At 40.8% G+C, this 26,313-nt stretch carries 27 protein-coding genes and 1 pseudogene; 16 read left to right on the forward strand and 12 right to left on the reverse strand.

Features of this window, described 5'->3' with window-relative positions:
• The first annotated feature begins 63 nt into the window (after window positions 1-63).
• From Q0Y52_RS15055 to Q0Y52_RS15070, 4 genes are all read left to right on the forward strand, one after another.
• Window positions 64-1,650 (forward strand): acyl-CoA ligase (AMP-forming), exosortase A system-associated, encoded by a 1,587-nt coding sequence (locus Q0Y52_RS15055; protein WP_297822990.1) that lies wholly within the window; start codon window positions 64-66, stop codon window positions 1,648-1,650.
• Window positions 1,651-1,961: 311 nt separating this feature from the next.
• Window positions 1,962-2,912: a KpsF/GutQ family sugar-phosphate isomerase gene (locus Q0Y52_RS15060; protein WP_297822993.1), complete on the forward strand. Its 951-nt coding sequence runs from the start codon at window positions 1,962-1,964 to the stop codon at window positions 2,910-2,912.
• Window positions 2,913-3,064: 152 nt separating this feature from the next.
• Window positions 3,065-4,306: a pyridoxal-dependent decarboxylase, exosortase A system-associated gene (locus Q0Y52_RS15065; protein ID WP_297822995.1), complete on the forward strand. Its 1,242-nt coding sequence runs from the start codon at window positions 3,065-3,067 to the stop codon at window positions 4,304-4,306.
• Window position 4,307: 1 nt separating this feature from the next.
• A complete protein-coding gene (locus Q0Y52_RS15070; RefSeq protein WP_297822997.1) occupies window positions 4,308-5,606 on the forward strand; it encodes a chondroitinase-B domain-containing protein in 1,299 nt (432 codons plus the stop codon).
• On the opposite strand, the gene Q0Y52_RS15075 is transcribed toward Q0Y52_RS15070, so the two are convergent.
• Genes Q0Y52_RS15075 through Q0Y52_RS15085 form a run of 3 tightly spaced genes read right to left on the reverse strand, consistent with a single transcriptional unit; the run spans window position 5,590 to window position 8,308 of the window.
• Window positions 5,590-6,477, reverse strand: coding sequence for a hydrolase 1, exosortase A system-associated (locus tag Q0Y52_RS15075; RefSeq protein WP_297822999.1), 888 nt, complete (start codon window positions 6,475-6,477; stop codon window positions 5,590-5,592). The genes Q0Y52_RS15070 and Q0Y52_RS15075 overlap by 17 nt on opposite strands.
• Window positions 6,467-7,324 (reverse strand): hypothetical protein, encoded by an 858-nt coding sequence (locus Q0Y52_RS15080; protein WP_297823002.1) that lies wholly within the window; start codon window positions 7,322-7,324, stop codon window positions 6,467-6,469. The genes Q0Y52_RS15075 and Q0Y52_RS15080 overlap by 11 nt, the downstream gene beginning before the upstream one ends.
• 9 nt (window positions 7,325-7,333) lie before the next feature.
• A complete protein-coding gene (locus tag Q0Y52_RS15085) occupies window positions 7,334-8,308 on the reverse strand; it encodes a hypothetical protein (protein WP_297823004.1) in 975 nt (324 codons plus the stop codon).
• A 176-nt stretch (window positions 8,309-8,484) separates the two neighbouring features.
• Between Q0Y52_RS15085 and Q0Y52_RS15090 the strand changes: the two genes are divergently transcribed.
• The 9 genes from Q0Y52_RS15090 to Q0Y52_RS15130 all read left to right on the forward strand — a co-directional run bounded on the left by Q0Y52_RS15090 (window position 8,485) and on the right by Q0Y52_RS15130 (window position 17,208).
• A complete protein-coding gene (locus tag Q0Y52_RS15090) occupies window positions 8,485-9,606 on the forward strand; it encodes a DegT/DnrJ/EryC1/StrS family aminotransferase (RefSeq protein ID WP_297823006.1) in 1,122 nt (373 codons plus the stop codon).
• Between the two features lie 4 nt (window positions 9,607-9,610).
• On the forward strand, window positions 9,611-10,627 hold the full coding sequence (locus Q0Y52_RS15095) for a GNAT family N-acetyltransferase (RefSeq protein ID WP_297823008.1): 1,017 nt from the start codon (window positions 9,611-9,613) through the stop codon (window positions 10,625-10,627).
• Between the two features lie 15 nt (window positions 10,628-10,642).
• On the forward strand, window positions 10,643-11,548 hold the full coding sequence (locus Q0Y52_RS15100) for a hypothetical protein (protein WP_297823010.1): 906 nt from the start codon (window positions 10,643-10,645) through the stop codon (window positions 11,546-11,548).
• A 150-nt stretch (window positions 11,549-11,698) separates the two neighbouring features.
• The gene (locus tag Q0Y52_RS15105; RefSeq protein ID WP_297823011.1) at window positions 11,699-12,856 is read left to right on the forward strand and encodes a polysaccharide pyruvyl transferase family protein; all 1,158 of its coding nucleotides are present in this window, start codon (window positions 11,699-11,701) and stop codon (window positions 12,854-12,856) included.
• 35 nt (window positions 12,857-12,891) lie between these two features.
• Window positions 12,892-14,058 carry a hypothetical protein gene (locus Q0Y52_RS15110; protein ID WP_297823013.1) on the forward strand — a complete coding sequence of 389 codons (1,167 nt, stop codon included), beginning with the start codon at window positions 12,892-12,894 and terminating at the stop codon, window positions 14,056-14,058.
• 62 nt (window positions 14,059-14,120) lie between these two features.
• Window positions 14,121-14,249, forward strand: a complete 129-nt coding sequence (locus tag Q0Y52_RS15115; protein WP_297823015.1) for a hypothetical protein — start codon at window positions 14,121-14,123, stop codon at window positions 14,247-14,249.
• 237 nt (window positions 14,250-14,486) lie between these two features.
• Entirely contained in the window at window positions 14,487-15,419 is a 933-nt protein-coding gene (locus tag Q0Y52_RS15120; RefSeq protein WP_297823017.1) for an oligosaccharide flippase family protein, read from the forward strand.
• Between the two features lie 40 nt (window positions 15,420-15,459).
• Window positions 15,460-16,161, forward strand: a complete 702-nt coding sequence (locus Q0Y52_RS15125; RefSeq protein ID WP_297823019.1) for a sulfotransferase family 2 domain-containing protein — start codon at window positions 15,460-15,462, stop codon at window positions 16,159-16,161.
• A gap of 99 nt (window positions 16,162-16,260) precedes the next feature.
• Entirely contained in the window at window positions 16,261-17,208 is a 948-nt protein-coding gene (locus Q0Y52_RS15130; protein ID WP_297823022.1) for an acyltransferase, read from the forward strand.
• A 77-nt stretch (window positions 17,209-17,285) separates the two neighbouring features.
• On the opposite strand, the gene Q0Y52_RS15135 is transcribed toward Q0Y52_RS15130, so the two are convergent.
• The 9 genes from Q0Y52_RS15135 to Q0Y52_RS15175 all read right to left on the reverse strand — a co-directional run bounded on the left by Q0Y52_RS15135 (window position 17,286) and on the right by Q0Y52_RS15175 (window position 25,227).
• Window positions 17,286-18,050 carry a sulfotransferase family 2 domain-containing protein gene (locus Q0Y52_RS15135; RefSeq protein ID WP_297823024.1) on the reverse strand — a complete coding sequence of 255 codons (765 nt, stop codon included), beginning with the start codon at window positions 18,048-18,050 and terminating at the stop codon, window positions 17,286-17,288.
• A gap of 480 nt (window positions 18,051-18,530) precedes the next feature.
• Window positions 18,531-19,118 carry a sulfotransferase family 2 domain-containing protein gene (locus Q0Y52_RS15140; protein ID WP_297823026.1) on the reverse strand — a complete coding sequence of 196 codons (588 nt, stop codon included), beginning with the start codon at window positions 19,116-19,118 and terminating at the stop codon, window positions 18,531-18,533.
• A 785-nt stretch (window positions 19,119-19,903) separates the two neighbouring features.
• A complete protein-coding gene (locus Q0Y52_RS15145; RefSeq protein WP_297823028.1) occupies window positions 19,904-21,172 on the reverse strand; it encodes a glycosyltransferase N-terminal domain-containing protein in 1,269 nt (422 codons plus the stop codon).
• 32 nt (window positions 21,173-21,204) lie between these two features.
• On the reverse strand, window positions 21,205-22,152 hold the full coding sequence (locus tag Q0Y52_RS15150) for a polysaccharide deacetylase family protein (protein WP_297823031.1): 948 nt from the start codon (window positions 22,150-22,152) through the stop codon (window positions 21,205-21,207).
• Window positions 22,153-22,154: 2 nt separating this feature from the next.
• On the reverse strand, window positions 22,155-23,324 hold the full coding sequence (locus Q0Y52_RS15155) for an asparagine synthetase B (protein WP_297823033.1): 1,170 nt from the start codon (window positions 23,322-23,324) through the stop codon (window positions 22,155-22,157).
• A gap of 76 nt (window positions 23,325-23,400) precedes the next feature.
• Window positions 23,401-23,835 carry a hypothetical protein gene (locus Q0Y52_RS15160; protein ID WP_297823035.1) on the reverse strand — a complete coding sequence of 145 codons (435 nt, stop codon included), beginning with the start codon at window positions 23,833-23,835 and terminating at the stop codon, window positions 23,401-23,403.
• A gap of 143 nt (window positions 23,836-23,978) precedes the next feature.
• Window positions 23,979-24,593 (reverse strand): hypothetical protein, encoded by a 615-nt coding sequence (locus Q0Y52_RS15165; protein WP_297823037.1) that lies wholly within the window; start codon window positions 24,591-24,593, stop codon window positions 23,979-23,981.
• A 65-nt stretch (window positions 24,594-24,658) separates the two neighbouring features.
• Window positions 24,659-24,847: a hypothetical protein gene (locus Q0Y52_RS15170; protein WP_297823040.1), complete on the reverse strand. Its 189-nt coding sequence runs from the start codon at window positions 24,845-24,847 to the stop codon at window positions 24,659-24,661.
• Entirely contained in the window at window positions 24,844-25,227 is a 384-nt protein-coding gene (locus Q0Y52_RS15175) for a hypothetical protein (protein ID WP_297823044.1), read from the reverse strand. Before Q0Y52_RS15175 ends, Q0Y52_RS15170 begins: the two co-directional genes overlap by 4 nt.
• 80 nt (window positions 25,228-25,307) lie before the next feature.
• Here Q0Y52_RS15175 and Q0Y52_RS15180 point away from each other — a divergent pair, with 80 nt between their 5' ends.
• The 3 genes and pseudogenes from Q0Y52_RS15180 to Q0Y52_RS15190 form a co-directional block, all read left to right on the forward strand.
• Window positions 25,308-25,505 carry a hypothetical protein gene (locus Q0Y52_RS15180; protein WP_297823046.1) on the forward strand — a complete coding sequence of 66 codons (198 nt, stop codon included), beginning with the start codon at window positions 25,308-25,310 and terminating at the stop codon, window positions 25,503-25,505.
• 59 nt (window positions 25,506-25,564) lie between these two features.
• Complete coding sequence (locus Q0Y52_RS15185; protein WP_297823048.1) at window positions 25,565-25,969, forward strand: tetratricopeptide repeat protein; 405 nt, start codon at window positions 25,565-25,567, stop codon at window positions 25,967-25,969.
• A 73-nt stretch (window positions 25,970-26,042) separates the two neighbouring features.
• Window positions 26,043-26,313 (forward strand): annotated as a pseudogene (locus Q0Y52_RS15190) (hypothetical protein); the annotation flags it as partial.

Consider the following 26,313-nt stretch of genomic DNA (forward strand, 5'->3'; position numbering starts at 1 on the left):
TTGTTCCATTATTTATCGCAATAAGAAATACCTTTAAAACACTTAAGAGAGATAAGCGCCACGATGGTAACCTTTTTCGATGAACTCGTTTCTAACACAGCCAGTGTAAAGCCAAACAACCAAGCCATAATCTATAAACAACAGAATATCAGCTATAGGCAATTAGATGAGCAGATATCTGAATTAGCCTGCGGTTTGTCAGGGCTTGGCCTGCAGCGGTGCGATAGAGTAGCCGTTTTTTTGCCTAAGTTGCCGATCGCCGTGATAAGTCTGTTTGCGGCCACTCGTGCAAACGGCACATTTGTTCCGGTAAATTCGGTCTTAAAAGCGCTACAAGTTCAGCATATTCTGAATGATTGCAATGTGAAAATTCTCATCACCAGCAGTGATCGTTTAAAAGCCCTATCAAGCATAATTAATCATTGTCCTGATTTACAACATGTGGTGTTAATAGACAAATTGCCCACCGAACCAGAGATAGCAGACATAAACGCTAGGTTGAGTCTGCTAAGTGAGTTATCAACTGAAGTGCTCAGGCAAGCGTCCCGAGTTGAGAACGATATGGCGGCTATTCTGTATACCTCAGGAAGCACGGGCAAACCTAAAGGTGTGGTGTTATCCCACAGAAACTTGGTATGCGGAGCCCACAGTGTTTCGAGTTATTTAAATAACGATGAAAATGACGTTATTTTAGCCTTATTGCCTGTTAGTTTTGATGCCGGTCTCAGTCAAATAACGACGGCATTTTTTGTCGGCGCGAGCTGCGTGTTAATGGATTATTTTTTACCTGGAGATGTGGTCAAAACCATTGAAAAACACCAAGTAACGGGTCTGACTGCCGTTCCGCCCCTCTGGCAGCAATTGATGAAGGTAAATTGGCCTGAATCAGCTACATCCTCACTGCGCTATTTCGCCAATACTGGCGGGGCAATGCCACAAGTCACTCTCGCGAAAATTCGTGAAACGTTTAAAAATGCCTCTCCTTATTTGATGTACGGATTAACAGAAGCATTTCGCAGTACCTATTTACCTCCAGACAAAGTTGACGAGCGCCCAGGCTCAATGGGTAAAGCTATCCCCAATGCCGAGATCATGGTCGTGGGTGAGGATGGATTAGAGTGCGCAGCAAACGAACCTGGCGAATTGGTGCATCGAGGTCCACTCGTCAGCTTAGGTTATTGGAACGACATTGAAAAAACTGCCGAGCGTTTCAAGCCCGTGCCTGTAAAAAGAAACGGTTTAGTATTAACCGAGATGGCGGTTTGGTCTGGAGACACTGTAAAAAAAGATGACTGTGGTTACCTTTATTTTGTTGGGCGCAAAGATGAAATGATTAAAACATCAGGCTACAGAGTAAGCCCCGTAGAAATAGAAGAAGCATGCTACCAAGGGGCAGAAGAAGTCGCAGAAGCCATTGCTTGTGGGGTCAGTAATCTCGAATTAGGCCAAGCGATTGTGCTGTTAATCGTAGTCAAAGATAATCATCAAATATCTGAGAAGGACCTATTGAATAAATGCAAAAAGAACCTACCCAATTTTATGCATCCAAAATGGCTGGAAATACGAGTCTCACTGCCACGTAATCCAAACGGCAAAGTAGATCGCAGTCAGTTAAGCAAAGAAATGAAGGAAAAATACAGCAATGGGTAATATATTCGAAGCATATTAGATTACCGCTTCAGCGTTTCTTAACTTTTACCTAAATTAACTAGAATCTCAATCATTTAATAAGGTAATAGGACATAAAGTGACAAGAGTAGATTAAAATAATAATATTCTTTCGAACTGGGTGAATTTGTTTTAAGTTATTAATATTTAAATGTTCTGCTTAAGACATTTATGGATTTATCACCACAAAGCATACTTTATTTCTATCTTCACAATTGGCTTGACCAATACATTCTTAATCAATGTACACAAACAGGTTTTTGGTAATTATTTAACTTAACGGAATAACACATATGACCAACAAGCACATAAGTGAAGCATTGAGAGTATTCGATCTTGAAGCGAAAGCGATCCTTCAATTAAAAAATCAACTGACAGATGATTTTTCAAAAGCCATAGAACATGTACTGGCTTCCACCGGGAAGGTGATAATATGTGGCATGGGTAAATCTGGCCAGATAGGACAAAAAATAGCGGCCACTTTAGCCAGCACAGGTACGTCGAGCTTTTTCATGCATCCAGCTGAAGCAATACACGGCGATTTAGGTATGGTATCTACTAATGATGTTTTTGTAGCCATTTCTAATTCTGGTGAGACCGACGAAGTAATTCGGCTGATACCTTTTTTACACGAGAATGGTAATTGTATAATTGCGATCACCGGCAAACCAAATTCTACACTAGCAAAAAATTCTAATTTTCATCTGAATGTAAGTGTAGACAAGGAAGCGTGTCCTTTACAGTTGGCACCGACCTCCTCTACAACAGCTGCATTGGCTATGGGCGATGCATTTGCGTTGGCCATTATGGTAAGTCGCAAATTTCAGCCAGAAAATTTTGCTCGGTTTCATCCAGGTGGCAGCTTGGGAAGAAAACTGCTAACTAAAGTTAAGGACGTGATGCGCGTCGTCAACTTACCGTTTGTCCCTGAGGACGCCACAATTCATGAAATTATTAAGCAAATATCTTCTGCTCGACTTGGCATGACCATGGTGGGCGACAAGGACAATTTTTTAGGTATCATTACCGATGGTGATATAAGGCGCTTTTTGGAAACGCAAGGCGAGAAATTTCATTTACTCAGTGCCGCTGATATGATGACCAAGAAACCTAAACACATTTCTCCTGGTGAAAAAGTTCAACCTGCGATTGAAAAAATGAACCTCAGCAATATTACAGTGTTACCTGTTTTGGAAGAAAACACAGTTGTGGGTGTATTACATCGATATGATTGCGAACTATAACGAGTTCTAAATAAGTTTTTGTAAGCGCGACTAAAACGTAAGCAAGTTATTTTTTAGACATAATAGAGCGGTCAAATAATACAAACTAACGATTTGGCTTACGTCGATTAAAGCAGGAAATTAAGGAAAATTAAGAAAAATTAAGGAAAATTATGTCAACGAAAAAAATATTACCTGTCCATGCAGACATGAACCAATTCTCAGTTGAGCATGCACAACTCCTTATCGGCGGCTATACCCTCGATGGCGTTGCAGACATACTTGGTAAACAAGTATTTTATGCTTATGACAAATCAGTGGTAAAGGCACAAATTGACCTATTTCACAAACATATACCTGATCCCATTAAACTTCATTATGCCATCAAATCGAACCCCTACCTTCCTATAATAAACGCCATGCGGCCCTGGGTCGAAGGTTTTGATGTGGCCTCACAAAAAGAGATGTTACTGGCGCTGCAATCTGGTATGCCTAGCCGTGACATCAGTTTTGCCGGACCTAGCAAACAATTAGCCGAAATCCGTGCAGCTATCGTGTCAGGTGTTACCTTACATATTGAGTCTGAACGTGAATTTGAACGAGCCGTTTCAATAGGCTTAGAGTTAAATATCAAAGCTATTATTGCCTTTAGAGTGAATCCCGCATTTGAGTTAAAAGCCTCGGGGATGAAGATGGGTGGTGGCCCCAAACAATTTGGTATAGATGAAGAGCGACTTTTTGAAATTTTGCCGGGTCTAGACTACAGCCAATTTGAATTTCGTGGTTTTCATATCTACTGGGGATCACAGAATCTTAAGCAAGAAGCCATCATCGATGCTCACAACAATACCTTCGCACTGGCGCAAAAGCTTGTGGACATGACCCCCGCGCCGACCCAAACGGTTAACCTAGGTGGTGGCCTCGGCATCCCTTATTTCCCAGGTGAAAAGCGTTTAGACCTAGCACCAATTGGAGAAAACTTGATCCAATTGCTGAAGCAATATCCTTTACTGGCCGAGCTTGAATTGATCTTCGAATTGGGCAGGTTTTTAGTGGCCGAAGCGGGCATATACGCCTCACGTATCACCGATATTAAAACCTCTCGTGGCCACACCTATTTAATGACCAATGGAGGCTTACACCACCATTTGTCCAATTCAGGAAATTTCGGTCAGGTTATTCGTAAGAATTACCCCGTTGCCATTGGCAATAAAATGGGTGTAGCTCCGGCCAGCATTAAAGTGACAGCTGTTGGGCCACTGTGTACGCCTTTGGACACTTTAGCAGATAAAATGCCACTGCCTGAAGCTGAACTTGGAGACTGGTTAGTGGTGTTTCAATCAGGCGCCTACGGCCCAACCGCCAGCCCTCAAGATTTTTTAGGGCATCCCCATGTAAGTGAAATATTGCTTTAAAATGATGAGTAAAAAACAAAGGTATTGGTTGGGGGCGTTCATCGTGCCAACGCTTATAGTTTTTACCTTTTATTACGCTAAAACGTCAGTAGTTTTATACCAACTAGGCCTTAAAGCAAACAAGTATGTGGCGTTAAATGTGAATAAAAATTCCGGGGTAAGAAAGCACCTACTAAAATATGCTGAACATATACTGCAATACTCTCCAAGAACTCATAACATCAGCTATCAAAAAAACGATGCCATCGTAGGAGCTACACCTTCACTAGTCCTGACACCTGAATTTGGAAAAAACAGTTACAAAATCATAAAAGTAAAAAATGTGAGTCAACTTTTAAGACAGCTTAATTTGGCAAAAGCGGGAGATATTATCTGGATTGCACCTGGCGTTTATAAGCTCATTGGTAAACGATTCCCAGTTAAACATTCAGGAACGTCAACACAAAAAATCATCCTGATGGCTGAGACCTTTGGTTCCGTGTTATTGCAATTAGACTCTGTTGAAGGCTTGTATTTGACGCAACCCCATTGGTCAATCCATAACTTAATATTTGAAGGTGTCTGTCGATACGACAACAACTGCGAGCATGGCATTCACCTTATCGGCAATGCCGATAATACCGAGATCATCAATAACCGCTTTATCAACTTTAATGCCCATATTAAGAGTAACGGCAGGAGAGGCGATTTTCCTGACAATATTACAATCCGCCACAACGACTTTTATAATCAAAGCCCACGTAAAACTAAGAATCCTGTTACTCCAATTGATGTTGTAGGTGGTAATGACTGGCTGATTGAAAATAATTTTATCGCAGATTTTGCCTTGAAAGAGCAAAATAATTTTACCGTAAGTTATGGCGCTTTTCTAAAGGGGGCCAGCCAACGGGGGAAAATAGTAGGTAATGTAGTCAATTGTGCCTGGAACGTGCCCCACCAATCATTTTTGGACATAAGAATAGGACTCTCCCTGGGCGGCGGGGGAACCGCTAAAGCTTTTTGTCAGGATGCAGTTTGTGATTACGAACACAAAGATGGTGTTATTGAAAATAATCTCATCCTTAACTGCCAAAATGACGTGAGTATTTACCTGAACAAAGCCCCTGACAGTATGATTAAGGACAATATATTACTTAACTCTTTGGGCATAGATGCCAGATTTTCCATTACCACCGCAACAATACAAAACAACCAATATCAAGGGAGAATTAAGGCCCGAGACGGCGCATGGATAAGAAATATTAACAATAAAAACATCCCTTTAAATGATATGCAGACAAGCTTTATTGCCGATGATTAAGCCCCCTGACCCATTCTAAACTCGCGACTTCAACTTCGTTACGCCACTGTTGAGAAGAAAACGTATGGTTTGCACCGGTGATAGTGACACGCTGGCTTACTTTCGCGGCAACTGCCCCTTTCCAGTCCTTCGATGATTCAGTTAAATCAATAAACTCAGACGCTGTTAGGTCATCCCCACTGATGATCAGCATGATCGGTTTATCGAAGGTTTTCAAACCTTCTAACATATGCTCAATGTAATTTTCACCCGTCGTTTTCATCTCGTTTTTCGTTTGAGCGTCAGTTTTTTTTACAGACATTTTTAATAAATTGCCACTAAGGCTCTGCAAGGACGATTTAATATCAAACTTAAAACTAAAAACCTTAGCCCAAAAAGCCCGTTCTTTAAGGCGATTAAGATAATAATGCTTAACAATGGCCTTAGCCTCACCTTGCTCAGAACGCACCCAGGGGTTTAACAGGATCATGCCAGCCAAATCGTCACAATTTTTTTTCTTTGCATAAATAAGTGCAGAAGACGCGGCATCACATAAGCCCCAAATAACCACTTTATTAGCACCACTTTGCTGTTTTAACATTTTAACAGCGGCGTCAATGTCATCCGACACATTCATAAAATCGGCGTCAACCCCCTCACTGTCGCCCATCCCGGCATAATCAAAACGCATGCTCGAGATACCGTTATCAGCTAAAAACCTCGACAGTAGAACGAACTGGCGGTGACTACCCACTCTGGTCTGGGGCCCACCGACAGCAATCAGTATCGCCATATCTTTGGATGCATCAACGCCGGGGTGCAATATCCCTATAAGCTGCTTAGTATCGACAGAAAAATGCAGAGCTTGCTCGACTGTTCCTTTATCTTGCATATTCTGTTTCTAATTCAGTAAATAGTTTTTCTTTAGTCAGCGCTAATAAGGGATCACATAGAGATATTTCCTGTGTACCCCAAAATTGCGCACCTTTAATAGCATGGGTAAAGCTTAGCGCAGCTGACTCTCGTACCTCATTGATTTTTTTCTTCAAACCTGGTGTGATTTGACCGAGGGAGGATAATTCATAAAAATGCAGAGGAACGTGAGACAAAGAAGGATGAAGCGTTATTGTCGTAGCCTCCATTCCTTCAACAAGGGCATGATTCAGAGTATAACCAGCAACCTCTAACCGCCCTTTTTCCAGCAATTCCTGACGCAGTTCCTTGGCTCCCACTTTAGGGCCGTTACTACGCATCATATTCGCCGCCAATTTTAGGCGCAGAAATTGACCAATAAATATCGAAGCATTAAATACCGGATTCCAATAGTGTATTGACTGAATTTTATCAGCAATCGCACTTTCTTCTGCCAGCACACTATTAACTAACAGGGCACCAGTGCGAATGGCGACGATGGAAATTTGTTCTACTCCATTTTGCGACGCGATAAAATCTATCATTGAGACTAAATTAGCACGCCAAATACCCCAGGTTGCCTCACGAAAATCTCCCGCACTGTCACCAGTTCCAAAGAGATCAAACAAATAACCGGCTGTATTCTCAGCTGCAATCTCATCCAATAAAAGTGACATCATCTTACGGGACTTATTCATCTCTTCAGCAAATGGAGGAACAATCAGCAGCACTCTTGAGGGAAGGCTGTTTTCTTGGGAAATTCGAAGGCAAAACAACCTGCCTGATTCAAAGTGTTTAAACTCTGCAATTCTATCCAGTGAATTCATTTATTGTTCTTACTTCGTTATCTCAGGTAATGTCGGGTAGGCAGCTAAGCCTGCACTCTTTCTATCTTCAAAATAAAAATTACTGTCATCAAAATCATCTTTACCCATTCTACCTATAAACGCGTTTTGGCTGACTGATAAAGTGGCCTTACTCTTTTTCACATCCAAAACCTTATTGCCCTTTTCCCTTTCTAACAGAAAAATATTGCCTGTTAAGGTTATTGAGTTTTTAGGGTACTTATATTTCTCATGACCATAGCCAATTAAATTCCAATTTAGACTTTTAGGCCCTTGTTCAAGCACACTATCAGTGATCATTAACACCCCACCGTTAGGAATGTCTACTAAGCGACTATCATTGCCTTCTAGGGATGCAACCACACTGTTTTCAATACGTGTTTCCGATGCCCTGGATTTTATTTCATGGCCTTGATCTTTAGAAGAGAGAAAACTAGAGTTTTTTATAAATAATCGGCCTCCACCGACATAGATACCATGTGCTCTGCCGGATTTTCCTAAACGCTCAAAGCGGCTGTTAAGAATATAAACATCACCGGGTTTATTATTGGTCAGTAAACCTTGCTGACTGTCATGAAAATATACATTATCAAGGGTCAAGTTATGTCCCTCCATCCGCACACATGCGCCGTTTTTATGCTTAACGTTAATGTTATAACATTCAATATTTTTCATTATGGTGTCATTTCCTTTTACCACTATTGCTGCTTTTCCGTGCACTGTTTTTGTATGAATGCGACTTCCATTTTGACCAAAAATGGTAACCTTGTTTTTTTTCAATACTGCAGCTTGTTCATATTCGCCGACCCCTAGCCAAACTACACTATTATCTTTCGCCTTGTTAAACGCAACTTGCAATGACTCTACCGCTGTACCGTCTAGCCATATTACACCAGGGGGTGGTGCACTGCTGGCACTCAGGCCATTGCTGATAAGTATAAACAATAGAAAGATGAAAGGGCGCATAATCTAATCCATTTAAATTCACGAAAATTATTAGCTTAGCACAATATAGTCGATAAATTGTTTACCTAAAAGCGACAAAAATTATATCTACATACAAATGCTTGGTAATCAATATTATTGTTGCTAATATGGTGTAGAGAGTAAATGAATTCCCAGAAATTTCATAAGGATGTGAAATGTCAGTCAAGTTTCCAGTAGCACTTGAAAGCGCAACAAGTTTTCCTACTCCAACGATACTTGCCAGTCCTAAGTCCCGACTCCGTTTCCTGACCTTAAAAAACCAGCTTAGTGCATACACCGAGCATTGTATATTTACCAAAAATGGCCGAGGCGCCATCGCAATAGCGGGTGAAGCGCTTAAGCGAGATGGTGAAAATATCATTCTAATTCCCGCATACCATTGTCCTGCATTAGTGGAGCCTTTCATCTGGCTAAACTACACAGTAATATTTTATCCGGTACTGCCCGATTTATCGACTGATCTGGGTGTCTTAAACGCACTTTTAATCGAAGAACGTGTTACCCATTGTGTTGTTATTCGTTATTTTGGCTTTGAGCAAAACATCAACGAAGTGGAGCTCATGCTCAAACAGCATAATATAAGCATCATTGAAGACTGTGCTCATGCGTTTTTTGCTTTTCACAACAACATCCTCACTGAAGGATCAGCAGCAGACGCTCAGATATGCAGCATCAATAAATTGCTACCCAGTATTGATGGCGGTGGTTTATACATACCAAAACATAGCTTGCCAACGCTGTATCCACGCAGTTGGCTTAGTGAAATAAAAGGGATACTACACACTCTAGGCATTAGCCAGCGCCTGTTAAAGTTTAAGAAACCTAATACTAATTCAACACGTTCTAAAGCCTCTTCCGTCGATGCAACAAAGTTTCGTTATTTTATGCCCGATGAAAAACATGCAGCCAGTTACAGACATACAAAGTGGTTGGCAAAATACAGCCGTTTAAATAAAATTAAGCAGCGTAGAAGAGATAATTTCGCATACCTCATCAGTGAACTAAAAAACTGCAAGGCAGGTAAGTCACTTTATACTGAATTAAAGACGAATGAAGTCCCATATGTACTGCCATTTTTACTTGATGATGTAGAGTATTTCAAAGCTTTAAGAATGAAAGGGATACAGGTATTGCGCTGGGAAGAAATAGCAGAGTCGAGTTGCAGCGTTAGCGCAGATTATAAAGAACGGCTGGTGCAGCTGCCTTGCCATCACCAGATGTCAAAGGCGGAAATGAATGGCCTCATTCAATCAATAACAGAATTGGGGGAAATATAAAGTTATGCAGTGGACATTACATCCGGCTAACACTTTTGCTCAACATAAACAGGCATGGGATGAACTCAATGGACAAAGCCAAAATTTGGCCATCCTTAATGCAGATTTTGTAGAGCCCTTAATAGAAGAATTCTTCGACGGTGATGAGTTACTGGCATTAGGTGAGACTGACGGCAAATTGCAAATGGCGGGTTTTTTTCGTAAGACGGGGGCATTTCAATGGGCGACGGTCATGCCTTCCCAAGCCCCGGTTGCGTTATGGCTAAGCGAGCAACACAAATTTAATCCCCCTGCTATAAAGGCTTTGGCCAGCTGCTTACCCGGATTGGTCATAAGCATTGATTTTCTGCAAGTCGACACGCGGGATATGCTTTTATCGCCTGCAGGCGATTTCGAGCTCAGTGCATACATCACCACCGGTAATCGCCCAGTTCCCCCTGACTTTGATGACTATTTCAAATCCCTGGGCAAAAATCTACGGCAAAATTACAATAAAGTGATTAATCGTGCCGCCAAGGCAGGTGATACTTTAGGCATAAAGTGCATGTCAGAGCCTACTGACATAGCAGAGGCGGTGCGTATATACGGTGAAATTGAGAGTCAAGGGTGGAAAGCACAACACGGTACAGCAGTTGCTCCTGATAATGACCAAGGGCGTTACTACACCAATATGCTAAGCCGATTGGCCGCAAAAAATCAGGCTTGTTGTTGGTACTACCTAATCAACGAGAAAATTGTGGCAGTTGATTTGTGTGTCAGTCAAAATGGAAACCTCATCATTCTTAAAACCACCTACAATGAAGCATTCAGTAAGCAATCACCTGCCTTGCAATTAAAAATAGAAATGCTTAAATATTATGCTCAGCGCTGCAGTGAAATCAGTAATATTGAATTTTATGGCAGAGTAATGGAGTGGCACACACGCCTTGATTCCACTACCCGTGAATTACAACATGTCACCTGGTATAAGAATGCCCTTGTGCGCAGGGGTATTAACCTAGTAAAAAAACTAAAAACATAAGATAGGGAGTATCTCATGAACAAGAACAAGCTAAGTATCCTGTCCAATACCAGTACATTGGATGTGAAAACCGAGCCTTACCCCCATCTGGTCATCAAAAATGCCCTTGATCCGGAAATATTCAAACAATTGGCTGATGAATATCCCAACCCGGCTCTGGTACTTAATGGTCGTGAGAAAAAAGATACTTGGTATGATTACCCAGCCTGTTTAGCAACAAAAAACGACGCTATTACACCTCTGTGGAAGGAGTTTATGGCTTACCACACCTCGCAGGCGTTTTATCAGGATATAGTCAATTTATTTGGCGATGTAATAGCACAGACCCACCCTAAATTAAGCAAACACTACAATAAACCGCTGAACAAATTTACCACTTCAGTAAGGCAAATGGGTGCAGCGAAAAACCCAGTAAACCATCAGGCAGATGTGTCTCTTGAATGCCAGTTTTACGTTAACTATACGGAAAAGGCCCGAACAGTAAGAGGACCGCATATAGACAGACCCACTGAATTATACGCAGCATTATTATACTTCCGTGATGAAAAGGATGACTCAAGTGGCAGTAATCTGGATGTGTGCACGGCAAAAGACCCCAGTACACTCTACCCAAAGAATAAGCAGATTAAAGTTGATCACTTACCTATGGAAATAGAGGCAAATAAAGTTGAGGTAGTCGAAACGGCTGTCTATGAAGCCAATACCTTAGTGTTATTCATAAACAGTGAAAAATCGATCCATGCTGTGTCCCCCAGAACCGCAACGCCTGTCGCAAGGCGGCATATTAACTTTACCGCCGACCTTTTTGCTATTAAAGACAATGCCTTATTCGAAGTTATACATAAAGCCGACAAAAAGCTGAAGGTATGGTTAGAATCCCAACCGGTAATTTGGCGGTTGGCAAAATTTTTAAAAGATTAATAAATAACACGAACACCGGGATAAACTATTTAGCACATTAAATAGTGACTATTGTATTTTTTAGTCACTATTTGGCTTATATAATTATATTTAAATTAGTTTCTCTTGATAAATTAAACAACTTCGCAGGACTGTTAGTAAGGATTAAGTATGAGAATTGCCGTATTGGCATCAAATTTTTCAGGCAATATAGGTGACCTTTACATATTGCGGGCAGTTACGGACTTTATTACCGAGCAGCTACCTGCCGCTCAACTAGATGTATTTCCCTACCCTATTCGTTACAACCGACGTGTGGTTTGTGCCGAACAAATTAACCTGGGAACCAATGTTAGTATTTTGCCACACAGATTCGCCCTATTTGCTTTGCTGGATCATTGGTGTCGTAAGTACCCGTATCTGGAGAAATTTGTTGCACAAACCTATTTCACTTTTTTAGGTAAAATTTTCAGAGCTAAGTCAAAACCGTTAAATCCCAAACTTTTCGATGCCATTGTGTCAGTTGGCGGCGAAATGCATACGCCTTATTCATTTTTCGATATTCATGATTACACCAAAAATCTGGCGAAAGATGGTAAAAAACCTTTTGCTTACGGTCCTATTTCACTCAAACCAGATATCAACTATGTGCCATTTCTTAAAAAGCTCTTTTCAGGTATGGAGAAGATTGGCATTAGGGATCCAAAAACTCAGCAATATTTGGTCAGCAATGGCTTCAATAATACCCAGTTAGTGCCCGATTGTGCTTTTCTTAGCTGGCGAGGGCCGTCTGCCAACAGACTGAATAGAAAACGTATAGGTTTATGTTTGCATACCAGTTGGGCGGGTAAGTTTGACCATGCGTGTCGTATTGTCGATCAAGCCATTTCTGCCAGTAAGGCCTTAGAAAGCGAATTGATTATCTACCCTACTCACACCTATGAAGACTACCAATTATTCAAACATCTGGTTGATAAATACCGCAATACGCCCAGGCTTAGTTTTACTTTCCCCAATACCAGCAGCGAATTCATTGAATTAAGTAGATCATTGGATTTGGTGATTTCCGATCGTTTACATGCACTACTCGTGGGTATGCTGCATGGCGCTAATATTTTACCCATAAAAACCCGACATAAAGTGATTGGTTATTGTGAATATTTGCAACTTGAAAGGGCTATTAGTCTTGAAGACAATGATACTTTATTATTTGAACATATCGTTGAGTGTGCAAAAGACAAGCAATTATCCGCCAAACTAGCAGTATTTTGTGAAGATTCCCATAAGCAGGTAAGTGAATTTTACCTCTCAAAGTTAAATATTAGTTAATCCCATCATTCGTTTTAAAATATGAGAATTGGAACATGTTAATACTACATTTTTGTTTAACCCCTCTTGCTGCAGCCCCCTATCGGATATGTGAGGCATTAAATATGCTAGAAGGAGTGACGGCAAGGTCGATAGTATTAGATGCACAAGGCTATTCAAAACTAAGTTTTCCTTCAGATCTTATTTGGTCTGAGCATAAAGCTGAAATATTGGCTTTATTAGAAAAAGCTGACCTACTACATTTGCACAACTTTGTAGGTTTAGATTGTGATAAATTTACGCCGATAGATTTTCAGGCACTGTGGGATAAAGACATGCCCATGGTCAGGCATTTTCATTCTAATCCTGACTCTATTTGTAGTTATCTTAAAATAACACGACAGCAGTTAGATGATTGCCCCATTCCAAAACTTGTACTTTGCCAATTTCAAGAACGGTATTACCCGACGGCCAAAACCATACCGAATGTGGTTACCAACTTTACCCGAAGCACAAGTGAACCTTCTGACACTATTCGAATTGGTTACTCCCCCTCAAACTTCAGAACTGCCAGGGAGAAACGTTGGGATACAAAGGGATACCATGAAACAAAAAGGTTATTAATTAATTTTATGCACAAAGCCAATCGCCAGGGTCTTAACGTTGAATTGGACATAATGGAAAGAGTCGCCTTTGATGAATGCCTTAAACGTAAGGCTGCGTGTGATATTGTCATCGACGATCTGGTCACAGGCTCTTATCACATGAGCGCGCTGGAAGGGCTCGCCAGTGGAACGATAGTACTGACCTTTGCCGATAACCGCGTCATTGCTGAAACAATGAAACTAACACAGGGGCAGTTCCCGCCAATCATTAATACCAAGTTGGAAGAGCTACAAAATGTTTTGTTTCACCTTGCTAAAAACAGAGCATTGATTTCCCATATAAAACAAGCCACTTATGATTGGATGCAAACCTATTGGCAACCAAAAGAAAGAGCCCAGCAATTTGTAGTTATTTATCAGCAAGTTATCGCTGATCCCAAAGCACAATTTCCATTACGTTATGATCCACAATCCACCAGTGATCTGTGGTTTGCCATTGACCAATATGATGTGGCGTGGAAAGCACGACACAAATTCTGGCCAACACAAAATACCGGTATAGTTTTTAAGCTAAAACGTAAAATCTATCGAGTATTAAAAATACTAGGATTAAAATAGCATTTGGCGATATCGTTTTTAACTAAGGTAAATTTCATGATTCTGTATTCTATAGGTGTCCGATGAAACAAAAATTACTTTTCATCTCTCCTGTTCTACCCGCTTATGATAAAGGCAAGTGGGATAAGCTAAACATAATGCTGGGCGAAAAAGGTGGAGTAAAAATAATTGTTAAACAAAGCGACGAATGAAATGACACAGAAACCTGAAGCAATATTCGAAATCGATAAACTGTGGTTATCAAGTTTTAATAAACAACCGATTCAACTGCTAAAAGCGCTCATTAATTTTGAGACTTTGCCCTGGTGATGACTCATGATTTTCAAACACTATTAACGCTAGTACCGAAATTGATTGCGGGCACTTTACTAATTTTCAACCAAACTGTCGCGAATATTTCGATTACCAAACATACTGGATCAGCGTAAATGATGTCTGTGAAAAAAGCCCTGAGCTGGTCTTTCGCATCGAATTATCTCACGGTGTTCGTGCGTTTTGTCTCTGTGGTTTGGGTAGCGAGGCTGCTGACACCTGAAGAAATTGGGCTATTTTCAATTGCACTTGCAGGCTTTGGCTTCCTGCAAATTTTTCGCGACTTCGGTATTGGCCAATACATTATTCAACACAAAAATTTGAAGCCTGAATACATTCGTGCTGCATTTGCCATGTCCATCACAATTTGCTGGCTATTGGCGACGCTCACTTATGTATTCTCCGATATTGTAGCTGATTTTTATGGCCGTGAAGAAGTTGCAGGAGTATTCAAAATACTTGCACTCAACTTGGTATTTATTCCGTTTGGTACGCTAAACCTGTCGATGTTGAAACGTAAGTTGATGTTTAAGCAAGTTGCCATTATCGATGTATTTAGTGCAGTAGTAGGCAGTATGTCAGTGGTTGTGTTTGCCTACTACGGTTCAAGTTATCTTAGCCCGGCCTTTGGTTCTTTGATGGGTTGTATTACGACCATTGTCGTGTCCAACGTTTTTCGACAACCTGAAACGCCCTGGTTACCTGGCTTGAAAGGAATACGAAATGTATTCAATTTTGGGGCGCTAATGATCGTACCCTTTTTTCGGATTGCATTTGTTGCCCCGATAACGCGCGATGACTTTGATATACCGTTACGGTCGCTAAAAGGACTTTTTTTCAAATGGGTAAGTATCACCATTTGTCTTGCTATTTTTGTCGTTACGTTTGACTTTGTCATAAATTATCTTGGTTTAAATAGTGTATTTAATATCTTTATTAGCGCTATATTTGCCTTGCCGGTATGGATATATTTAGTTTATGCATTTAAGCACCCTATTTATGATGAAATAAAACCAATAGCAAAGAAAATGGGCGTAAACCTTAGTTAGACAAGCATCGTTAATTGCTAATAATCAGGAAAACCAAGAAATGATAAGCCATCACCAGAAATGTGTATTTGTGCATATTCCTAAAAATGCGGGGCAGAGTATAGAGCACGTTTTTATCAATTTACTTGAATTGACTTGGGAAACTCGAGCACCATTATTATTGCGCCGCAATGAGCACCCTGAACTTGGACCACTAAGGCTGGCACACCTCAAAGCAGAGGAATACGTGAAATACAAATACATGACGCAGGAACAATACGAAGAATACTTTAAGTTTGCTATTGTCCGAAATCCCTGGGACCGTCTAGTTTCTTTCTACAAATACTTGGGATACAAAAATCAAATGGATTTTAAAACCTTTGTTACAGAAGAATTCAAAAACAAGGTGTTTAAGGAAAGATATTGGTTTGTCGGCCCACAATATGAGTATGTAGTTGATAAAAACGGCAAAATGATTGTCGACTTTATTGGTAAATTTGAGTCACTCCAGGAAGACTTCGATCGTGCCTGCCCACTAATGGCTCTACCGGCAACGAACGTCCCCCATGTCAACAAATCAAGTGAAAGGAATAAAAAGCCTCAATCTACATTTGGCGCTCTAAAAGAAACGTTCAAAACTGGGACAGGCAAATCTTTCCCATCGTTTAAACGATATCAAGACTATTACGATGATGAAAGTAGCCAGGTAGTGATTGATTTATATGGCAAAGATATTGAAATGTTTGAATATGAACTGTCATAGGCACGATTTGGATACGATTACAAAAACTTAGGCTTATTTTCAAGGCTATTAAAAGCTTGATTAGTAACGCCACCTTCAACAAGACAAACGGAATTACTTATGTTTGGAACTTACCGAACCTTCTTGGCCCTCATGGTCGTAGCTCAACATCTTGGTGGCATCCCAACCGTTGGAGCTTATGCTGTATTTGGTTTCTACGCATTAAGTGGCTATCTGATGACCTTTATCATGCAGCAAAATTATGGCTACAGCAGATCAGGGAAGTACAAATATACGATTAACCGCTTTCTGCGTATTTACCCAATGTACTGGGTATCTATTTTGTTCTCTCTTGCGGTCATTTTAATACTCAGTGAACAAGTTACCCGTGAGTTTCACCGTGCCATTGCACTGCCAGCCAACTTCTCAGAACTATTCAATAATGTCGCGCTTTTCTTTCCCTTTAGAGAAGAACCTCGTCTGACCCCACCGGCATGGGCATTGACTGTTGAAATATTCTTTTATATTGGGATTGGTTTGGGATTGTCAAAATATCGAAAAGTTGTAATTGGCTGGTTTTTAGTCAGCGCAAGCTATCATGTAGTCATGTATGTCATGAAGTTTGGCTGGGATCATAGGTATTTTACGGTCTTTGCTGCCTCACTGCCATTTTCTACAGGCGCACTCATTTATCATTACAGAGAGACAATTGAACACCATCCGCTGTATAAAAAACTGGACTCCTATTCTTATCTGCCCTGGTTAATTGCAGGATTAATACTTCTCAATTGGTATATAGGAAATCTACTGCAAATGTCCAAAAGCCTGTTTTTTTACACCAATTTCGGCCTATGCGTAACAATGATAATTTCACTTAAAAATAAAAAGTCACTGCCCTTGATCAGCAAAAAGGTTGATGGCTGGCTTGGAGAATTTAGTTTTCCTATTTATCTTATCCACTATCAAGTAGGTATTATAGTTATTACCCTGTTTTCACTTGTTGAGATAGAGATTGTTAAGAGAAGTCTAGTATTATTCTTTGTGGCCACGCCGCTTATATTCTTATAAGCCTGGTTATTCACCATCGCAATAGAAAAGCCTATCGAACTTATCCGTAATCATATAAAAACAGGTTGATTTTAAGCTTAAGTTATCTGCAATTGGTGATTTGGCAGCTCAGGTGCCAATGTTTCAATGTTTGGGCTATAACCGAAATCATCAAAATCTTGTCTGTATATTTGCAATATTGCCGCAATCGATGATTCCTCAAGGTGCTCCGCACAGTGACTTCTTGCTGACTTACGCTTATGTGGTAACTTTATTTCGTCAATCCCTGCGTATAATAGCATTTTATTCAGCTGTTCATTTAAGTCCAGTTCCATATACACATAATAATCGCATATAGAATTGCCATTGTGATCAAATAGGCAATCATGTTGTGTTTTGGTGATGTGCAACCAGTCCATAAACGCAATTTTGTCAGGTAAATGTTCTAGTAAATCTTTAATATCCATATTTCGGGTACTTTCAAGAAACTTCCAGGAAGAGACAAATTTATCAAACGGGTTTCGCAAAATGGCGAATTTTTTATGTGAGTGAAAAAAATCAGGGAAGTTTGCCAGCATAAATTTCACCGGTTCAAATGGCTGCTTAAATATTCGTTTAAGCGTACTTTTAATACCGCTTGAATAAACTATTTCATAACTGCCATCAGATGATTTTTTCCAAGTCTTACCGTTAGGCCCACATCCAGATCTGACGCATATTACTTTATGCAATGGGTTATTAAGATCCGCTAAGCAGGTATCTTGGTCTACATAATATATGCACCCTAGTTCGCGCAGTGCTGTTTCAAAGGACGTGCCCGCGCATTTAGGTTTTTTTAACCAAATTAGTTTAGTCCGTTCCATTTGATCACCAAAGTTGATTAGTTGTAACAATATCCCTATGTGGGCTTCTAATATATTCAGTAAACGCTCAAAAAACAAGAGTAAGCTGTTTTTTGTGAGCGGGTATTGGTGAGGAAATCAGACAATTCTTTAAAATGTGATTATTAAGGATATGATTGTTCGCCCTTTATCGGGACATATTTGTTTACTAGCAGATGGTATTTTACTATTTCCTCAGGAAATTTCCTTTGAACTTACACTACGTGTGAACCAGATATTAATTAGTAGTAAAATGGAAACCAGATGATAAGGTAAATCCTTATAAGCAGGGCCTGAAAATCTCCTACAGGACATATAAGCGACAAGGGATACAGGTGACATTCGACTAAGATTACCCCAATTCACTTTTGCCCATTAGCGGCACTGCAGGGTTGACGTACCTAACATACACAGATGGCTTGCACTTCGGTGAAGGAATGTTTAGCCTTTAGTTCAAATTCATTAATTTGGATCTAGCAGAGCATAATCATTTAATGCCCAATTAAGTCGTATTTTTTGTATGGCATCTTCGTCTGGCACCACTTGCGTTTTAAGGGACTCAGTAGAGTGTAGCTTTTGAGGTACTTGCCCGGTTAAATCTGCAACAAGCTCATTTAAATCCGCTAATGGAACAATTGATGTAGGCTCAACCATAGCGTTCCACCAGGTCTGATTTTTAAACAGATAATCATCGTTAAACTTATTTGAGTAGGTAAGGAAATCAACAAATTTGGAAAAGTCAGGGCACAAACTCGCTATCATTTGGTGCCGCAATATCGAATCCGGATGTTTGACAACACGTTGCTTTTCCTGCTCTCTAACAACAATATCTTTATACAGGGAGACGGCCCTTTCAACCGGTTCACGCCAAACCAAATAGGTTTTATAGCGTTTAAAACTGAGTTTACTTCTGGGGATTAATCGCTTGTCTGATTCATGGTACATACCGATTCTTCGGCCACCAAATTTACCTAAATGCCCATATAATGTATGAGTACCATTTTTAGGTGCGCATATAAAACACACTTTCTGAGAGTCAAGCACAATCATTTTTACAACATCCTCATTAAAAATTAGTCATAACACTGTTTATATTAGCAACACGACTATTGCTCGCACCAGCTAACACGGATCTTCGAAATATTATGTGTTCGATGAAACCCAGGAGTCGTATTTACATTAACTGAGCAATCGGTCCTACGCTAGCGGCTTCATGTATAAGGTTGAGTCGCTTAGTTTCCAGATAAACAGGACAACTGGAAAATTGGCCACTCCAGTTATCGGTTGCCACTATGGGAAGACTGAAACTTAATGGTTCCAGCGCATTATGATCCTTCCCCATGTAGGTCGAATCAGCAACCGAGTGAAAACTATTTAACTCGTCTATGCTGTCCAGTACCAGTGAACTTGCAGTAGAATTATGTACCCGCGCTCATTTGTGACTTACATACCAATGATGAGTCGGATTACATAAGCAGGGTAGCAATTTTTTTCGATTTGCGAAGGCTTTGCCGAGTGTCTGAATGCGATAACAATTAATACTTCCAAACACTTGTTTTATACACGCCAGCAAGTATTCATTTTCCGCGCTCCAGGCTTCATTACCCCAACCGTAAAACAACTCATTTAGAAGTGAACTTTGCTCATTAAAACACTGTTCCGGATTTTGCAGGAATTTATGCATAGCCTTATTCAGGGCATGTTTTCTGTGGGCTAAGTCAAAAATATTGCGCAACTTCCAGGGTAGAATATTCATTATTTTCATATATTTATATTTTCTCTTTAGCTATCAGAACCAGTATGACCCCATGACTTTTTACTAAAAAATTGAGGAATTAAAACAATGGCTGTATCCGGTTAATATTCTGTTTGCATTTAGCCGTAGCGCCCGCCAATTTTTGCAATTTGTTGGCGGCATCGTTGGATGACGGTGTTTTTTTCGTACTGTCGAGAATAAACTGACCTATATCCGCAGCGCAATTCACCTCGTGTAACAAGCCCAATTTTTTAGTTTCATAGTAAACCGGGTAACTGGGAAACTGTTGATTCCAGTTACCTGTAACCACCAGGGGCAGATTAAAGGCAAGGGGTTCAAGTACATTGTGATTTAGTCCAATGTAGGCACAGTCGACGACAGAATAATAACTTTTCAGTTCACCTATGGTATCTAAAACTAAGACCTGAAACGGAAAATCTACGCCCTCTTCAAGTTGTGATTTACATCCAAAGGTTAGTTTGTACTGTGTCAATAGCTGTTCTATTTTAGCCAAATGCTCCGGCTTTTCAGGATGCCGTGGCGCTATGATAAAATGCCCCTCAAAGCCGCGATCAAGCGCCCACCTCATGGCCGGGATAACCAGTTCATATTCCCAAAATCCTGACACACAACCGGCAATAAAAGTGGGTTTGGAACTTTGTGTATATTGTGCCAACAATGCCATGGAAATCTGATCTTTAACTTTTACTGTTGAGTCGGTTAAAGCATCAAATTTCATATTACCGGTTACCACTACGTTTTTCCCGCCAGCTTCGATTAGCCGACTGGCCACATCTTCATTTTGTGCAGAAATCGTATCAAATAACTTTACGTACTCCTGACGAAACAACAGCCTCTCTAGTTTGTCCTGGCGGCAGGCAGGGCCGTAGTCATACAACCAGGCGTTAATCAGATGCAGTTTGGTACCTGCCTTTTTTACTTTGCGTAAAAAGTCGTATGACAGCTTACAAGGCGCATCATTAGGTAAAGCGGGAATTTCGCATATAAATACCTGTTGCGGTTGATAATGGTCTATTACTGTTTGCACTGAACCGAGCTGTTCAAGGGAAATAACATGCGCAGAGGGGTAAAGCTGTTTAAATGTGGCTATATAATTACTGCGATCGGTAAAAAACACCAAATTGAAGCGAGTAGACAGCTCGTCAATTAGCGGCTTGCAAGCGTTCACTTCGCCAATGGTCGAGCAAAACAGCCAACACTGGTGTCCATCACTGGGCTGCAGTTTATGGCTATTTTCAGGGGATGGAGATTTAATCAACAACCTGATTAAAACTGAATAAACCAGCCACTTTAGCGATTCTGGAAGCCAATCGAATACCGTTTGCATATGTATATCCCTATCCCTTTTTAAGCAAAAAACTAGGCCATTAGTTGATTTTTAACTAAGCGCATATGAAACTTATTGGGGGTGTTATCCCAGGGAGTGAAGCGCTTTAGCATCAAAGGAGAGGTCGCATGAGTTGAGGTACCCCAATCCGTTACTACGGCGCAATCAAAACCTTGCTCTTTAACAATCTCTACAGTTTGCTCGTCTAAGTCCACCCCAACTTGACCATTAGGGTAAGCAAAGCTGGTAACCGGTTTACCCGTCCATTGTTCTAGTAGGCTTTTACTCTGCTGTATTTCTTGCTTTTGCTGCGCTACAGGTAATATTTTCAAAATCGGGTGGTTAACCGTATGGGCACCAATTAAAACACCGGCATCAGAAAGTTGTTTAACTTCGTCAGGTGTCATCATTAAACTGGGTGCTTCAACACCCCCATTCGCTCTGTATAGCCTGGCAATTTTCTCTAGCCTTTCTTCAATGGGTAAATACTTAAGCTTTTTTAATAAGGTATTAGCAAGTTGTTTACGCTCTGGCCAGTCGCCGAATTCACACACACCTAAATCAGCAATGCTTAAATCGAGGGTGGTGATGCTCTTGTCAGCAAACAGCTGAAGTACCCTATCATTCCACATGTTCTGCCCCTGACTGAACGCGGTGGCCACAAACACGGTGGCCGGAATAGCAAACTGTTTAAGGATAGGCAGTGCTACTTCGAGATTGTTCTTATAGCCATCATCAAAGGTGACACACACTGCATTGGTAGGCAAAGTGCCTGCTTGTAACAAACGTAAGGCCTCGGGCAGCGACAGAGGGACAAAATACTTATTTAGGACCTCCATTTGCCAAGAAAACGAGCTAATAGTGGGTTCGTTTGGCCGCAGTGGATCAAAAGAGGCCAGTACCCCATGATAAATCAAAATACTTAATTTGTTTTTTCCGGATAATTTACTCAGTAACTTTAAAGTAAAATGCGCTAACATGATTATCGGTTCCTACTGCTTAGCCACAGTTCAAGAATAACCATCACCCAAATTAACTCACCGTAATAATGGGAATGTTCTGAATCATGCTTGTCTAACACCAGGTCGATAAAATCTGGCTGGAATATGCGTCTTTTTTTTAGTTCCTGCAAACATTGGTGGGTGATGCTTTTGAGTTTTTCCTCGGTCTTCATCCATACCCCAAAAGGCAAACCAAAGCCCTGTTTGGGCTTGCTAATGGTTCGCGATGATAAAAAATCAGCAAAGACGCCCTTGTAGAATTTACGCAACTCTTGCCTAGGCAACTTCACCTCGGGTGCCAAGGTACAAGTAAAATTTACGACCTCTTTTTCTAGCAAGGGATATCTCACATCGATACCCACTTTGTTGCACATCTGAGTGACTTTTACCAAATCGTTATCTGCAAGGGTAAACTTCCAATCCAGATAAAGCATTTTTTCTAAGGTATTCTCACTTGAACATTCGGCAAAACGTTGGCGCTGTAATTCGATTGGCGCGCTTATATCAACTGAGGCCAAAAAATCGGCATCAAACATCTGCTCAAGGGGGAAACGGTTAAGGTAATTATAACTTTCTAAGCGGTCAGGCAGTGGCACTTTGGCCTGATTAATATAACTGGCTGCTTTACTAAAACCTGGTATAGAAGAGAGTGGCGACTGAGCAAACGCCGTGTCGGCTAGTTGTTGTACTATTTTTGGTGCCATGGCGAAAAATTCAAACTTTTTTTGCTTAGCGTATCGTTCGTTACCGGCAAAAATCTCGTCACCACCATCGCCACCCAACATAACGTCAATACCATGCTTATGGGCGAATTGAGCGCAAACGTAAGCAGCCATGGCTGATGAATTACCAAAAGGTTCATCGAAATATCCCGCCACTTCAACAAAGTTTTCAACTATTTCATCGGGTTTTAGATAATGTACTTTATGTTCGGTAGCAAAATGTTTAGCCGTTATTTCAGCATATTCTGTTTCATCATAGCCTTTCGCATCAAACCCTATAGAAAAGGTAGCGGGTTTCTGCTGGTGCCTGGCCATCATGCCGGCAACGGTCGAGCTGTCTAAGCCACCGCTCAAAAATGCGCCGGTTTTGTCACTGATATTACGCCTGACGGCATCATCGACTACTTTCTGGCAGGCGGCATATGACACCGGCAGAGCTGCATCGGTGTAATTGTATTCGGGGACGTAACGATTTTGACTCTTTGATTGGTTCGTATCAAAGACGCTAAATTCCTTCGCCGGGAGAAAGCTTACTTACGCCCTCATAAATGCTCCCGGGAGAGGGAATGCAATGAAAATAGCAATAGTTAAAAATTGCCTGATGGCTTAACTTCAGTGCCTCACTGCCAAGCTGTTTTTCAAGCAAACGATTTGAAGAACTGACTAACCAATGACCACTCTCTGGTTCACATACATACAATGGCTTTGAAGCAATGTGATCTTGTACCAACGAGAATGAACTTGCCTTTTTATCAACTAAAATGAGATTGAAAAAGCCGGCAATATTAGCGTAATAATCCCTTGGGTGTTGCTGGCAGAGCTCTAATAACCACTGTGCCGCTGAGGACGCAATATAATCTTGGTCAATCGGCCTGACTCTGCCTAAGACGATTACCGCAAAACTCTCATTTTCGGCAATCTGCGGCGTTTCTTGTGACAAAAGACAGAGAGATTTAAGCAGGTCAGCTTGATGAAAACCTGAATAAAAAGTGCTGCAACGTCCCTGCAGATTGTATTTTATTCCATTTTGACATGGATGAATTCCCTTTCATTTATTCTCAGCACACAAACATGTGCATTATCCTAGCCCACAACGTCTTCTATCAGCTTAATGAATTTCTTCCCCTGATAGGCTCTGGAGTATTGCATCATACTATCTTCTGATAAAAATTCGAATTTTTCGTCTCGTACTTTTTCGATAAATTTCAGTAGTACGTTTTTTATTTTTTCTACATCATCCAGAGGCGCTAACATGGCCGCCCCTGCCCCACTAATAAGCTGACCGGTATCACTGTCTTCTTCTGTTAATGCCAATACCGGCTTACGGGCACGAATATATTCATATGCCTTTGCGGGTACTTGATAGTGACAATTTTTTGCCTGTAACAATAATAAAGTTTCAACTTCCAACATTTCTTGTAGTGCTTTTTTGTAGGTCACTGGAGGTTTAAGCATCACTATATCGTCAACGCCGAGTTCTATCAATGTAGCGTGATAATGTTCATCATGTGCTGTACCGCGCAACCACAACTGGAAATTTTCGGCGCTGAGTCTATTTTCTCGTTTTAATTCAGCAATGGCTTTAAACAATGCAGAAGGGTTACGTTCACTGGGATAAACAATGCCCGCATGTAATAAGCGAATTAATCCTGCTGGTTGTGGTGATGGCTCCGAAGATACCTCTAAGCCCTCAAACATGGTTTCGTCAAAACCATTAGGAATGAGTTGCCAGACGCTTTCGTCAACCAGTGGAAACCGTTCTTTTATAAAGTTTCAAGTGCCCCCGGGGCGGTGAAAATGATTTTCTTACAATGCTTTACCGCTTTTTTTTCTATCCATTCCCAGACTTTTTTCTGATGCTTGTCTTTTGGGTAATTGTTTTGCACCATGGGATCTCTAAAATCAGCCACCCAGGGAATACCTGTTGCTTTGTGTAAAAGATAAGCAATCACATGGGCCGAAGCAATGGGGTAGGTAGAAAACAATCACACTGGGGGCGATGACTGCGTATAGCCTTTAAGCCAGATAAAAACCCACCAACTATCCAACTTTGCCATTTATCTGGCAGCGCCATCCACTTGGTGTATTTACCTCTTATAGAATAGTGTTTTGTCACATTCCTGGCGTAAGCCCGCGTTACCTTTACACTTTTAGGTATAAACGAGAATTGTTCTTGCGACCAATCATCGTAAGCTTTGAGTGACGCTGATATTACCTGTACATTCCAACTGCGTTCCTGTAAATAACGGGTAAATGCCAGAGTTCGGTGCACACCACTACTGCCCAACACAGGCGGATAGTGATAAGCGATATATAATATTGATTTATTCACAGAAATCGTCAAAATGGTAAACTGGAGATTCAAGGTTAGTCTATTTAAAACGTTTAGACTTTTTTAAGCAAGGATGAAACATGAAACACTTGAAGTTTTTGGATAAATGTTATTTCCCCCTCAGTTTATCAATGATCTTTTTATGCTTTTCATTTGCGGCACAAAGCAAAGACAATAAATCATGCGGGATAGTGCCCGGTAAACCTTTAGCAAACGCTTATGGGCCTTGGGATTTTACCAACCCTAAGCATGCTGATAAAATTCCCCGCAGTACTTAGGCGCCCACTTTACTACTGATGTTGAGCGGCTAATTAAGGGAAAAAACAGTGGGTCAGTTTTGGGCGACATTGATTATACCTTGCGCGCCATTCCTAATTATCACCGGGCCCTATTTGCAGTCTCTAAATACGCCCGTTTGAATAAACCTCGTTCAAGTAGAGCCTATACAGCCGATTGTTACTTTAAACGAGCAATGTATTTCAAACCGGATGATGAAACTGTAAGAATGCTCTACGGACTGCACCTTCATCTAGCAGGAAAATATGGCGAAGCATTGCAGGCTTACAAAAGCTCAATACGATTGAATGACAATAATCCTGAGGCGCATTACAATCTGGGACTGTTGCATACAGATATGGAAAAGTATGACGAGGCTCACCATCACGCAGAGTTAGCTTATCGCAAAGGTTATCCACTTATGGGCTTGAAAAATCGCTTAAAAGAAAAAGGATACTACCACTAACGTCTAAATTGCATTACTTACTATTTATGCCGATTAATCTACATCTCCTTATTTAATTTTTAGGTATTTACTCATGGAAGAATTTCAACCCAAAGTGTTTTTGTTGGGTGCGCAAAAGGCAGGTACAACTCAACTTGCAAGTTACCTAGAACAACACCCGGATATTTGTTTGGCGACGCCCAAAGAACCGGACTATTTCACGCAACATTGGAACAAAGGTTTAGTCTGGTATGGGAATGTTTTTGCTGATCATACGAAATGCCTCATCGATGCGTCCACAAGCTACAGTTGTGCAACCTTACCAAAGTATTTTGCAAAAGACGTCGGAGCTAAGAGTGCCTATA

Origin of the sequence: uncultured Paraglaciecola sp., assembly GCF_943787955.1 — a bacterium.
In the GTDB taxonomy this organism is placed as follows: Bacteria; Pseudomonadota; Gammaproteobacteria; order Enterobacterales; family Alteromonadaceae; genus Paraglaciecola.